Origin of the sequence: Streptomyces sp. NPDC048479 (assembly GCF_040651435.1) — a bacterium.
Lineage (GTDB): Bacteria > Actinomycetota > Actinomycetes > Streptomycetales > Streptomycetaceae > Streptomyces.
In genome coordinates this window covers 204,199-216,148 of the sequence record NZ_JBEZKA010000010.1, presented here as the reverse complement: position 1 = coordinate 216,148, position 11,950 = coordinate 204,199, and the positions used below count along the sequence as shown (strand labels likewise).

Sequence of the window (11,950 nt, the reverse complement as noted above, 5' to 3'; positions counted from 1 at the left end):
GCAGACCTTGACGCGAACTTCCCTCACCTCTTAAATCACGACATGAATTAAGCCAGGGAGATCTTTCGGGAACCGAACGCAGCCACCCCCGGGAAGGGGCCACCTCTCATGCGCACGATCAGAGCCGCAGCAGCCGTCACCGCCGTCACCGCACTCGCCGCCGTCACAGGCTGCGGCGGAGGCACCTCCGCCGACGGAGGCGGCAGCAACGAATCGCCCAAGACGCTCACGTACTGGGCCTCGAATCAGGGCCCCGACGTCGAAGCCGACAAGAAGATCCTCACACCCGAACTCAAGAAGTTCGAGCAGCAGACGGGCATCAAGGTCAAGCTCGAGGTGGTCCCCTGGTCCGATCTCCTCAACCGGATCCTCGCCGCCACCACGTCCGGCCAGGGCCCCGACGTCCTCAACATAGGCAACACCTGGTCGGCCTCCCTCCAGGCGACCGGCGCGCTGCTGCCCTGGGGCCGGAAGAACTTCGACGCGATCGGCGGACGTGACCGCTTCGTCGGTTCGGCTGTCGCCTCGGCCGGGGCGGAGGGCAAGGACCCCGCGGCCGTACCGCTGTACTCGCTCGCGTACGCGCTCTACTACAACAAGAAGATGTTCGCCGAGGCGGGCATCTCGCAGCCGCCGGCCACCTGGGACCAGCTGGTCGCGGACGGCAAGAAGCTCTCGAAGAACGGGAAATGGGCCCTGGGCGCCGAGGGCGGAAACCTCGCGAACAACATCCACCAGGTCTTTGTCCTCGGAAAGCAGCACGGCGCGGACTTCTTCGACTCCTCGGCCAAGCCCACCTTTACCTCGGACGGCGCAGTCGCCGCGGTGAAGCAGTATGTCGACTTCATGGCCAAGGACAAGATCATCGCTCCCGGCAACGCGGAGTACGCCCAGAACCAGTCCCTCCAGGACTTCGCACGCGGCAGGACGGCCATGGTGCTGTGGCAGGCTGCCGCCTCGACGTTCGCCGCGCAGGGCATGAAGCCCGCGGACTGGGGCGTGGCGCCCGTACCGGTCCCGGCCGGCGCTCCCGGCACCGGCCGGAACACCAACTCCATGGTCGCGGGCATCAATATGGCGGTCTTCAAGAACACGAAGAACATCGACGGCGCCAAGAAGTTCGTGAAGTTCATGACGAGCGACGCCGAGCAGAAGTTGCTCAACAAGACGTACGGATCCATTCCGCCGGTCAAGGCCGCGCAGCAGGACCCGGCGTTCTCCGCGCCCGATCTGAAGGTCCTTCGCGACACGCTGACCGCCAGCGCCGCCCCGCTGCCCCAGGTGCCGACCGAGTCGCAGTTCGAGACGGCTGTCGGCACCGCCGTCAAAGAGCTGTGGGCGGACGCCGCAGCCGGACTGCCGGTGACGACCGAGTCCGTCAAGGCACGCCTGGCCAAGGCCCAGCAGCAGATGCAGCAGTGAGGGCTTCCCCATGACCATCGTGGCTCCCGGCCGGACGGACCGGGCCGACAGCGGTGCGAGCTCGGGCAAGGGGGACGCGCGCAGACGCCGTCCGCGTATCCCGGACCGTATCCGCCACGGCGGCCTGCCCTATCTCCTGCTCCTGCCGGCCGTCGTGCTCGAACTGCTCGTCCATCTCATTCCGATGGTCATGGGCATCGTGATGAGCTTCCGCCGGCTCACGCAGTTCTACATCCGCAACTGGGGCGAGGCCCCCTGGGCGGCGCTCGACAACTACAAGGTCGCCGTCGACTTCGACGCCCCGATCGGCCAGGCCCTGCTCCACTCCTTCTACGTCACCTGCCTGTTCACCGTCTTCGCCGTCGGACTGTCCTGGCTGTTCGGCGTCGGCGCGGCGATCATGATGCAGGAGAACTTCCGCGGCCGCGGCTTCCTGCGGGCCGTTTTCCTCACCCCGTACGCCCTGCCGGTGTACGCCGCCGTCATCACCTGGGCCTTCATGTTCCAGCGCGACAACGGCCTGATCAACCATGTGCTGCACGACCAGCTCGGCCTCACCGACCAGCCGTCCTTCTGGCTGATCGGCGACAACAGCTTCATCGCGCTGGTCGTGGTCGCGGTCTGGAAGTCCTGGCCGTTCGCCTTCCTCATCGTCATGGCGGGGCTGCAGAACATCCCCCGCGAGCTGTACGAAGCGGCGGCGATCGACGGCGCAGGCGTCTGGCAGCAGATCCGCAAGATCACGCTGCCGTCGCTGCGCCCGGTCAACCAGGTACTGGTGCTTGTGCTGTTCCTGTGGACCTTCAACGACTTCAACACGCCGTATGTCCTGTTCGGCAGGGCCGCTCCGGAGGCCGCCGACCTGATCTCGGTCCATATCTACCAGTCGTCGTTCGTCGCCTGGAACTTCGGCTCGGGATCCGCGATGTCCGTCCTGCTGCTGCTGTTCCTGCTGCTGGTGACGGCCGTCCATCTGCTGCTCACCTCCCGTGGAAGGAGGGGCGCCGATGCCTAGGCCGCCCAGGTCTCCGAGCGCGCCGCCGCAGTCGTTCCTCTGGACGCGCCGCGTCGTGCTGACGTTCCTGACGGCGTTCGCGCTGCTTCCCGTCTATGTGATGGTCAGCAGCTCGGTGAAGCCGCTGCAGGACGTGTCGGGGAAGTTCCAGTGGATTCCGTCGGGGCTCACGATCCGGCCGTACTTCGACATCTGGAACACCGTTCCGCTCGCCCGCTACTTCCTCAACTCACTGATCGTGGCGGGTGCGGCGACCGTCTTGTCGGTGGTCATCGCGGTGTTCGCCGCGTACGCCGTGAGCCGCTACCGATTCCGCGGCCGACGAGTCTTCACCATCACCGTGCTGTCCACCCAGATGTTCCCCGGCATCCTCTTCCTGCTCCCGCTGTTCCTGATCTTCGTCAATATCGGGAACAGCACCGGCATCGCCCTGTACGGCTCACGCGGCGGCCTGATCCTCACCTATCTGACGTTCTCGCTCCCCTTCTCCATCTGGATGCTGATCGGCTACTTCGACTCGATCCCGCGGGATCTGGACGAGGCCGCGATGGTGGACGGCTGCGGACCGCTCGGCGCGCTCTTCCGGGTCGTGGTGCCGGCCGCTGTCCCCGGCATCGTCGCCGTGGCCGTCTACGCGTTCATGACGGCCTGGGGCGAAGTCCTGTTCGCGTCCGTGATGACGAACGACGTCACCCGCACGCTCTCCGTCGGGCTCAAGGGCTACGCCACCCAGAACGACGTCTACTGGAACCAGGTCATGGCCGCTTCGCTCGTCGTCAGCGTGCCCGTCGTCGCCGGGTTTCTGCTGCTCCAGCGCTATCTCGTCGCCGGCCTCACCGCGGGCGCCGTCAAGTGATCCGTCCCCCGACCCCAGCAGAAAGGCAGTCCGTGAACGACCTCAACGCCCTTCCGGCCGACTTCACTTGGGGCGCAGCCACCGCCGCGTACCAGATCGAGGGGGCCGTGGCCGAGGACGGCCGCTCCCCGTCGATCTGGGACGCCTTCTCCCACACGCCGGGAGCGGTCGCGGGCGGCGACACCGGCGATGTGGCCTGCGACCACTACCACCGCTGGCCCGAAGACATCGGGCTGATGAAGCAACTCGGCATCGGCGCCTACCGGTTCTCGATCGCCTGGCCGCGGATCGTGCCCGGCGGAGACGGGCCGGTGAACAGGGCGGGCCTCGCCTTCTACGACCGGCTGGTCGACGGTCTCCTCGACGCGGGCATCACGCCGTTCGCGACGCTCTACCACTGGGACCTGCCGCAGACGCTCCAGGACCGGGGCGGCTGGCCGGCCCGCGAGACCGCGGAGCACTTCGCGGCGTATGCCTCCGCCGTCGCCGAACGGCTCGGCGACCGGGTCAAGGACTGGGCGACGCTCAACGAGCCACTCTGCTCGGCGTGGATCGGCCATCTGGAGGGCCGGATGGCGCCGGGCCTGACCGATCTCAGGGCCGCGGTGCACGCCTCGTACCATCTGCACCTCGGCCACGGTCTGGCCGTCCAGGCGATCCGCGCGGCCTCGTCCGACGCGCGCGTCGGCATCGTCAACAACCTCAGCCCGATCGAGCCGGCGACCGATCGCGCGGAGGACCACGCCGCCGCCGTCCGGGCGGACGGCCACACCAACCGCTGGTGGCTCGACCCGATCCACGGCCGCGGCTATCCCCAGGACATGCTCGAGCTGTACTGCGTCAAACTTCCGGAGCACGCAGGCGACTTGAAGACCATCGCGGCGCCGCTGGACTGGCTGGGGCTGAACTACTACTTCCGCCAGATCGTCACCGCCGACCCGACCGGCCCCGTGCCGTACGCCAAACAGATCTATCTGCCGGGCGCCCGGCACACCGCCATGGACTGGGAGGTCCATGCGGACGGTCTGGAACAACTCCTCCTCCGCCTGACCGAGGAATACGGCGCGCAGCGCATCCATGTCACCGAGAACGGCTCGGCCTATCCGGACGTCGTCCGGGCGGACGGGACGATCGACGACCCCGAGCGCGTCCAGTACCTGGAGGAACACCTGGCGGCCTGCGGACGGGCCGCGCGCCAGGGTGCGCCGGTCGCCGGCTACTTCGCCTGGTCGCTGCTGGACAACTTCGAGTGGGCGTACGGCTACGACAAGCGGTTCGGCCTTGTCCACGTCGACTACGCGACGCAGCGCCGCACCATCAAGGGCAGCGGGCACCGCTACGCGGACATCATCCGCGCCGCGTCGCGAAGGTCACGCAGGGCGGCGTGATCGGGGGCCTGCGCACTCGTCATGCGTACGCGCCTCTGTGCGCCCCCGCATGCAACCGAGATGCTCGGACACTCTGGTGAGCGAACGTCTGAAGACAATGTCCCGCCCCTGCCGGGGCTTGAATCTCACGGCCGGATACCACTCGCCGCCGAGCACAGGTCAAACCCTCACACCGTGCGCATCGGGTTCCGATCGTTTGACCTGGCCCGCAGGCTCGGCGTCGTCGGCGGTTAGAGTCCGTCCCGTGAGCGAGAACGAGCACGAGCACGAAGCGAAGATGGCCCACCCGCGCATGGCAGCCGGCGCTCTGTTCTTCGACGACGCCGACCGGATCCTGCTCGTCGAACCCTCGTACAAGGACTACCGCGACATCCCCGGCGGATACGTCGAGCAGGGGGAGTCACCCCTGCAGGCCTGCGTGCGCGAAGTCCACGAGGAGCTGGGCATCAAGCCCACCATCGGCTGCATGCTCGTCGTGGACTGGGCACCGAACCCAGGAGAGGGAGACAAGGTCCTCTATCTCTTCGACGGAGGCCGCCTCACCGCGGACGAATGCCGGCACATCGCGCTCCAGACCAGCGAGCTCCGCGGCTACGCCTTCCACGACACCGGAGAGTTGCCGGAACTCACCATCCCCCGCCTCGTACGCCGGATCACCGCTGGCATCGAGGCCCGTGCCAACGGTGTGACTGCCTACCTGGAGCACGGAACGGCGCCGGAAGCGGCTTCGTAGCCAGGGAGCACTGGCGCCGCCTCGTCGAAGAGGTCCGCATGACACACGGCATGCCTGGCGCGAAGGGGCGGGTCGTGACCCCGGCGGTCGAGGTCCGCTCCTGCTGCCGTCAGGGCACGCTCCGGATCCGTTGCACCAGGACAGCGCCGAGCAGCGTGAGGGCGGCGGCGAACGCGAAGAGCGCCGGGTAGCCTCCGAGGTGAGTGACCAGGACGGCGGCGATGGCCGGTGCCAGCACGTGCGGGAGGGAGTTCGCGATGTTGATGACACCGAGATCCCGTCCGCGGTCGCCCGCGGTGGGCAGCACTTGGGTGATCAGCGCCTGGTCCACCGAGACGTAGACGCCGTAACCGAGGCCCATCAGGCTCGCGGCCACCAGCGCGGTCGGCCATGTCGGCCAGATCGCCAGCAGAACCGAGCCGAGCGCAATCACCACACCGGACGCCGTGACCAGCGACTTGCGCCGGCCGAGCCGGTCGGACACCACACCGCCGATGAACGCGGTGAGCACGATGCCGACGGTGTAGAGGGCGACGAGAGTCAGCAGCCCCTGTTCGGCCTCGCGCCCGGGAAACCGCTGTTCGTAGTGCACCTCGTCGCGCAGGAAGTAGAGCAGGTACAGCGTCCCTGTGGCGTTGCCGAGCTGTACGAGCAGTCGCGTCAGCCACGCAAGGGCGAAGTCGCGGTGGCGACGAGGGCTGATCCAGAACCCGGCCAGGAATCGCGACCAGCCCACGGCGGGCACCGCGGAGCCCGGCAGCCGGGCGTCCTTGACCGACGACACAAAGGGCACGGCGAACAGGACCACGACGGCGGCGACCAGGGGGTAACCGCTGCGGGGTCCGCTCACAGCGACGGTCACCAGGACCGTACCGAGCACGACGGCCAGAGGCTGAGTGGCTCCCACCCACGCGCTCACGACGGCGCGCTGCGCGACCGGGACGTGGTCGGGCACCTCGGCGACCAGGCCTGCGAGCATCGCGCTGAGCGACAGCTGTACCAGGCACCAGCCGAGCGCGACGCCTGTCACCGTGGTCTGCGGGGCCAGGATCCCCAGGCCCAGCGCTGTGCCCAGCGCGCCGCCGGCCAGCCAGGGCCTGCGGCGGCCGAAACGCGAGGTGGTGCGGTCCGACAGGGCGCCCGCGATCGGGGTGGCGACCAGTGCGATCACCGCGCCGAGCCCGGTGACCAGACCGAGTGCCGACTCCTTGTGGCCCGGGTCGATCGTCTCCAGCTGCTGGGCGAGCAGTACCTGTATCGGGGTGTACAACGCGGTCCACATGCCCAGACTGACGAGCGCGATGCCGCCCACGAACCTTCGGCCGACCCGCGTGACCGGTTCGGCGAGCGTGTCCGGCGGAGGGGTGGTGGCAGGGGCGGACCGGGCTTCAGGGATCATCGTGGCCTTTCGGTCGGGTGGCGTATGCCCGGTCCTATGAGCCGGCGCGGCCGATCACCACGTGACCGGGCGTCTCAAGTCGCCCAGGGCCCTGCTGGAAGCGTTCGAACGGGCGATACGGCGCGAATCGCGGCCCCCTGCCGTAGAGCTGGCCGGCAGCGGTGCCGTTGGTGCGACTTGTGAATACGGACAGTTTGGTCCGGGTGGCTGACCGGACGCTGACACGGCGTTGACACCGTCCCGATGGCGCATCGTGGACATGCCTACGGCCCCGGGCCGACAAGCCCGGGGCCGTAATGCGACATCTCCGCCGCTGTTCAGCCCGTCGTACCAGGGCGTCTGGCGGCCGATGTCAGAGCAGGGTCTCCGCAACGTCGTGGAAGGCAGGGCTCCATGACGTGGGGCGCAGCGTCTTGGGGTCGAGCCGGATGTGCACCCGCTGTCCCTCGGCATGTACCACGCCGCCGTCCGCGGACAGTACGCGGAATCCGTACACCGCGCTGGAGTCGGAGAGTTTGTCTATCCAGAGGTGGATGCCGATCTCGCCGGTGCCACGAATGGGTGCCCGATAACTGATCGAGAACTCCGCCACAGCCAGGAACACGTCGGGGTGGGTGTACTTCCCGTCGGTGAACGCGAATCCCTTGCGTGCCCAGAATGTGGTCAACGCCCGTTCCACCAGCACCATGTAGCGGGCGTTGTGCACGAAGCCCATCGAATCGAGCTCGTCGAAGTGCGTGTAGCCGGGTTCGACGATGCCGCGCTCCACGGTCGTCTCGTGCTGGGTCATGCCTGCCTCCGAGGTGTGCTGGGACGAGCCGAATTCTGGACGGTAACAGTGGGGATCATCCTCGGCAGGGAGAATCAGCCACTTCCAGGTCAGACCGGAGCGACCTCCACGATGGACAGTGCTCCCGGCGTGGAGATGACCTTGAGCGACTTGAGGTCAGCGGCGGCGAGCAGCTCCTCCAGTTCCTGCTCGGTACGTTCTCGTCCTTCGAACACGGTCAGCATCAGCACGTCGGAGATGGTGACGGACGGCGAGATGTCCACGTGCGGGCGCACCGCGTCGACGATGAGGAGGCGCGACCGCTCGGTCATGGCGCCGCGTACGGTTCGCAGAATGCGCAGGCTGTCGGCGTCACTCTTGTCGTGGACGATGCGCTTGAGGACATAGAAGTCCGCACCGGGCGGTACGGCCTCGAAGAAGTCCCCCACGGCGGTCTTCCAGCGTCCCTCGATCGCGGCGTCGTCCAACTTGTGCCGCTGGAGGACAGATTCACGTTCGAAAAGGACGCCGTGCAGACCGGGGTTCTTGGTGAGCAGGGTGCGCAGGAAACCGCCCAGGCCGCCGGCGAGATCGATGACCGTTCCCGTCTCAGGGAAGTCGTAGCTGGCGACGATGCCGCTCTGCTCCGTCATGGACATGGTGTCCATCGCATCGCTGAAGAGCCGCTCGCGCTCCCCTTCGCCCTGAATGTAGTCGAAGAGGGGGGCGCCGAAGATGTCGTTGAAGACGGTGCTGCCGTCGCGGACGGTGTCCTCGAGGCGTCCGGCTGAGTGCCAGTACATCTCATCCGTGAACAGCAGGGCCGTGGAGCGTACGGAGTAGGGGGTGTCGGTGCGCAGGACGTGTGCGGCGGGAGTGAGGTGGAAGGCCGAGGACTGGTCTTCCCTGAAGATGCCGCGGGTTGCCAGGAAGCGCAGTACGCGGTGGAGGAAGGGGCCGTGTACGCCGGTGAGTTCGGCGAGTTGCTGGGCCGTCTTGGGGCCGTCGGTGAGGTGGTCGGCGATGTCGTTACGCAGGGCCACGCGCAGTGCGGCGGGGTAGAGGTAGCCGAGCGAGTCGCCGAGGACCTGCCTGACTGCCGCTGCGATCTCCGTGGCCTGGGTCGGTTGCGCATCGCTCAAGGGTTCGCCTCCCTGTGTCTTGATCACGAGCAGTTGACTGTCGGCCGCTCAGGCCGTCACGGCTTCGATGATTGACACCGTCCCCGGAGTGGGAACGACCCGGACCAGCCGCAGGCCGGCGGCACCGAGGAGTTCCTTGAACTCCGGCTCGGTGCGCTCCTTGCCGTCGAAGATCGTCATCATCGCCACGTCGTACAGCTTGGCCGGGTGCGGATCGTTGCCGGGCGGCACCACTGCGTCGATGACCAGGAGGCGGGCCTGGTCGGACATGGCCTTCCGGACGGCCTGAAGAATCCGGAGGCAGTCGTCGTCGCTCCAGTCGTGCAGAACGCGCTTGAGGATGTAGATGTCGCCGCCGGTGGGCGCGACGTCGAAGAAGTTCCCCTCGGCCGTCTCCCAACGGCCCTCGATCGCCTCGTGGTCGAGCTGATGCTGCTGGAGGACCGCGTCCTGTTCGTACAACACGCCTTGCAAGCCGGGGTTGTTGGCGAGCACTGTGCGCAGGAAGCCGCCGGGGCCGCCGCCGATGTCGACGATCTTCCCGGTCTCCGGGAAGTCGTAACTCCCGGCGATGCCGCCCTGCTCGATGGTCGACAGATCGGCGATGCCGGTGTGGAAGGTCCCTGCGCTCTCCTCGTTCTGGTCGAGATAGTCGAAGAGGGGGGCGCCGAAGATGTCGTTGAAGACGGTGCTGCCTTCACGGACGGTGTCCTCGAGGCGTCCGGTCGACTGCCAGTACATCTCATCGGTCAGCAGCAGGGCCGTGGAGCGTACGGAGTAGGGGGTGTCGGTGCGCAGGACGTGTGCGGCGGGAGTGAGGTGGAAGGCCGAGGACTGGTCTTCCCTGAAGATGCCGCGGGTTGCCAGGAAGCGCAGTACGCGGTGGAGGAAGGGGCCGTGTACGCCGGTGAGTTCGGCGAGTTGCTGGGCCGTCTTGGGGCCGTCGGTGAGGTGGTCGGCGATGTCGTTACGCAGGGCCACGCGCAGTGCGGCGGGGTAGAGGTAGCCGAGCGAGTCGCCGAGGACCTGCCTGACTGCCGCTGCGATCTCCGTGGCCTGTGTCGGTTGCGCATCGCTCAAGGGTCTGCCTCCATACGGCATCGCACTGTGGTCGCGTGACCCGGCGCGCGAGGGCTGCCTGTCACCGGTCATGAATCAGCCTGGCCCTGTGGGCTGACCGGTGGCTGACCGATTGCTGACCGCGGCGGGCTCCCGCCCCGGTCCGGCCGAGCGGTCAGCCGGGCGTCAGCGAGCTGTCAGTGGGCGCGGCGACGATGCGCCACGTATGCCCACTCGCCGATGGTGCGGGGCCCGGTATCCGAGGACGTGGAGGCAGCCTTGACGGCACTGGACGGCGCAACCGTGACCGAGGGCATGGTGGAGTGGCAGGGGCGCAAGACGTGGTACCGCGTGGTGAGTTTGCCCGGCCCTGGCTCCGGCCAAGGTTCCCAGCAGGCTCCGCTGGTGATCTGCCACGGCGGCCCGGGGCTGACCCACGACTACCTCACCTCGGTCGCCGAGCTCGTGAGCACGGGGCGGACCTGCGTGCTGTACGACCAGGTCGGCAACGGGCGCTCCGAGCACCACGGGGACGCCCCTGCCGAATTCTGGACGCCCGAGTTGTTCGTGGACGAACTTCAGGTACTGATCGGTCACTTGGGTATCGCAGACGACTTTCACCTACTGGGACACTCATGGGGTGGGATGCTGGCGCTTGAGCTGGCCGTCCGGCGGCCGCCGGGGCTGAGGTCGATCGTCGTCGCCGACGGATTCGCGTCGTCATGGACGTACCGCGAGGAAGTCGCCCGGCTACTGAGTGAACTTCCCCCGGACGTACGGGAGCCGATCGAGCGCCACGAGGCGGCGGGAACCACCGGCTCACCGGAGTATCAGGCGGCGGTACGGGCCTTCTACGGACGTCATGTGTGCCGCGCCCGTCCCGTGCCCGGTGAACTCCTTCGCACCCTTGAGTACGTGGCAACCAATCCCACGGTGTACGAAGCCATGATGGGGCCCAGTGAATTCACCATGACCGGAACACTGCGGAGCTGGGACATCCGCGACCGACTCGACCGGGTGCAGGTTCCCGTGCTGCTCGTATCCGGACGGCACGACGAAGTGACGCCCCGCGCCGTCGAGGAGATCCAACGCGGCGTGCCCCACGCCGAGTGGGTCCTCTTCGAGGAGTCGAGCCACATGCCGCATCTCGAGGAACCCGACCGCTTTCGCACGGTGGTCGAAACGTTCCTCGCACGGCAGAGCGGCCCGACGGCTGGAACAGCAACGAGCGTCGGGCGTGGTTAGCATGACCGTCATGGCATCAACCACCCCCACCGTCGGTCTGTTCGGGATGAATATGAACGCCGCGGCGGATCCGGCGGTCTCGGCCCGCATCGCCCAGCAGGCCGAACGGCTCGGCTACGACTCGCTGTGGGCGGCCGACCATGTCGTCCTGCCCCGCCCTCGTATCGAGGAGTCGCCGCTGGAGCCGGACACCCCACTGCTCGATCCCGTGGTGGCCCTGACGCATCTGGCGGCCCACACGGAGCGGATCAGGCTTGGCACCGGCTGCATCGTCCTTCCGCAGCGCAACCCCGTGGTACTGGCCAAGCAGCTGGCCAGCCTGGACGTGGTCAGCGCAGGCCGACTGATCTTCGGAGCCGCCGTCGGCTATCTGGAGCCCGAAATGAGCGCGGTGGGCGTCCCCATGGCCGGCCGCGGCACACGGGCGGATGAGTACCTCCAGGCCATCAACGCGCTGTGGTACATGGACAAGCCCGTCTTTCACGGCTCGCATGCCGACTTCGAGTGCGTCGACGCCCGCCCGCGGCCCCTGCAGCGCCGGGTGCCGCTGGCGATCGGCGGACACAGTGCCGCGGCGCATCGGCGCGCGGTCGCCCACGGCGACGAGTGGTTCGGCTATCTCGTCGGCGTACGCTCCACCGCGGAACAGGTGCGCTCGCTCAAGGAGCTCTCCGACCGCGCCGGACGGCAGGACAGACCGCTCAAGATCTCCGTGGCCCCGGCCCGGCCGCTGGACGTCGCCACGGTGAGCAGGTATGCCGAACTCGGAGTGGATCGGCTCGTCGTCGTACCGCCCATGGACCTGACGGTGCCGGAGCTCGAAGAGTTCGTGGAGCGGCACGCGCCCCACAAGCTCGGGGCGGCTCCGGCCTGAAGCGTGTTGCGGAAGGCTGTGTGCGGGCGGGGCCTCCTCGCCCGCCTT

General features: G+C 67.8%; 11 protein-coding genes. 7 read left to right on the top strand and 4 right to left on the bottom strand.

What is annotated here, in order from left to right; genetic code table 11:
• Window positions 1–108 precede the first annotated feature (108 nt).
• The 5 genes from AB0D12_RS18270 to AB0D12_RS18250 all read left to right on the top strand — a co-directional run bounded on the left by AB0D12_RS18270 (window position 109) and on the right by AB0D12_RS18250 (window position 5,414).
• On the top strand, window positions 109–1,422 hold the full coding sequence (locus AB0D12_RS18270) for a sugar ABC transporter substrate-binding protein (protein WP_362683300.1): 1,314 nt from the start codon (window positions 109–111) through the stop codon (window positions 1,420–1,422).
• A gap of 10 nt (window positions 1,423–1,432) precedes the next feature.
• Window positions 1,433–2,437 carry a sugar ABC transporter permease gene (locus AB0D12_RS18265; RefSeq protein ID WP_362683297.1) on the top strand — a complete coding sequence of 335 codons (1,005 nt, stop codon included), beginning with the start codon at window positions 1,433–1,435 and terminating at the stop codon, window positions 2,435–2,437.
• Entirely contained in the window at window positions 2,430–3,293 is an 864-nt protein-coding gene (locus AB0D12_RS18260) for a carbohydrate ABC transporter permease (RefSeq protein WP_362683294.1), read from the top strand. Before AB0D12_RS18265 ends, AB0D12_RS18260 begins: the two co-directional genes overlap by 8 nt.
• Window positions 3,294–3,325: 32 nt before the next feature.
• Window positions 3,326–4,681: a GH1 family beta-glucosidase gene (locus tag AB0D12_RS18255; RefSeq protein ID WP_362683291.1), complete on the top strand. Its 1,356-nt coding sequence runs from the start codon at window positions 3,326–3,328 to the stop codon at window positions 4,679–4,681.
• A gap of 277 nt (window positions 4,682–4,958) precedes the next feature.
• A complete protein-coding gene (locus tag AB0D12_RS18250) occupies window positions 4,959–5,414 on the top strand; it encodes an NUDIX hydrolase (RefSeq protein ID WP_362683454.1) in 456 nt (151 codons plus the stop codon).
• A gap of 109 nt (window positions 5,415–5,523) precedes the next feature.
• Here AB0D12_RS18250 and AB0D12_RS18245 read toward each other — a convergent pair whose 3' ends face one another.
• The 4 genes from AB0D12_RS18245 to AB0D12_RS18230 all read right to left on the bottom strand — a co-directional run bounded on the left by AB0D12_RS18245 (window position 5,524) and on the right by AB0D12_RS18230 (window position 9,804).
• Window positions 5,524–6,813: an MFS transporter gene (locus AB0D12_RS18245; RefSeq protein WP_362683288.1), complete on the bottom strand. Its 1,290-nt coding sequence runs from the start codon at window positions 6,811–6,813 to the stop codon at window positions 5,524–5,526.
• A gap of 352 nt (window positions 6,814–7,165) precedes the next feature.
• A complete protein-coding gene (locus AB0D12_RS18240; protein ID WP_362683285.1) occupies window positions 7,166–7,603 on the bottom strand; it encodes a hotdog domain-containing protein in 438 nt (145 codons plus the stop codon).
• Between the two features lie 89 nt (window positions 7,604–7,692).
• Window positions 7,693–8,724 carry a methyltransferase gene (locus tag AB0D12_RS18235; protein WP_362683282.1) on the bottom strand — a complete coding sequence of 344 codons (1,032 nt, stop codon included), beginning with the start codon at window positions 8,722–8,724 and terminating at the stop codon, window positions 7,693–7,695.
• A gap of 48 nt (window positions 8,725–8,772) precedes the next feature.
• Window positions 8,773–9,804: a methyltransferase gene (locus tag AB0D12_RS18230; protein ID WP_362683279.1), complete on the bottom strand. Its 1,032-nt coding sequence runs from the start codon at window positions 9,802–9,804 to the stop codon at window positions 8,773–8,775.
• 258 nt (window positions 9,805–10,062) lie between these two features.
• Here AB0D12_RS18230 and AB0D12_RS18225 point away from each other — a divergent pair, with 258 nt between their 5' ends.
• Complete coding sequence (locus AB0D12_RS18225; RefSeq protein ID WP_362683276.1) at window positions 10,063–11,028, top strand: proline iminopeptidase-family hydrolase; 966 nt, start codon at window positions 10,063–10,065, stop codon at window positions 11,026–11,028.
• Between the two features lie 10 nt (window positions 11,029–11,038).
• A complete protein-coding gene (locus AB0D12_RS18220) occupies window positions 11,039–11,902 on the top strand; it encodes a TIGR03619 family F420-dependent LLM class oxidoreductase (RefSeq protein WP_362683273.1) in 864 nt (287 codons plus the stop codon).
• The last annotated feature ends 48 nt before the right edge of the window (window positions 11,903–11,950 follow it).

Coding starts and splice junctions, on each gene's coding strand:
- AB0D12_RS18270 (WP_362683300.1), top strand. CDS start 109: ATGCGCACGATCAGAGCCGCAGCAGCCGTCACCGCCGTCACCGCACTC.
- AB0D12_RS18220 (WP_362683273.1), top strand. CDS start 11,039: ATGGCATCAACCACCCCCACCGTCGGTCTGTTCGGGATGAATATGAAC.
- AB0D12_RS18240 (WP_362683285.1), bottom strand. CDS start 7,603: ATGACCCAGCACGAGACGACCGTGGAGCGCGGCATCGTCGAACCCGGC.
- AB0D12_RS18250 (WP_362683454.1), top strand. CDS start 4,959: ATGGCCCACCCGCGCATGGCAGCCGGCGCTCTGTTCTTCGACGACGCC.
- AB0D12_RS18245 (WP_362683288.1), bottom strand. CDS start 6,813: ATGATCCCTGAAGCCCGGTCCGCCCCTGCCACCACCCCTCCGCCGGAC.
- AB0D12_RS18265 (WP_362683297.1), top strand. CDS start 1,433: ATGACCATCGTGGCTCCCGGCCGGACGGACCGGGCCGACAGCGGTGCG.
- AB0D12_RS18260 (WP_362683294.1), top strand. CDS start 2,430: ATGCCTAGGCCGCCCAGGTCTCCGAGCGCGCCGCCGCAGTCGTTCCTC.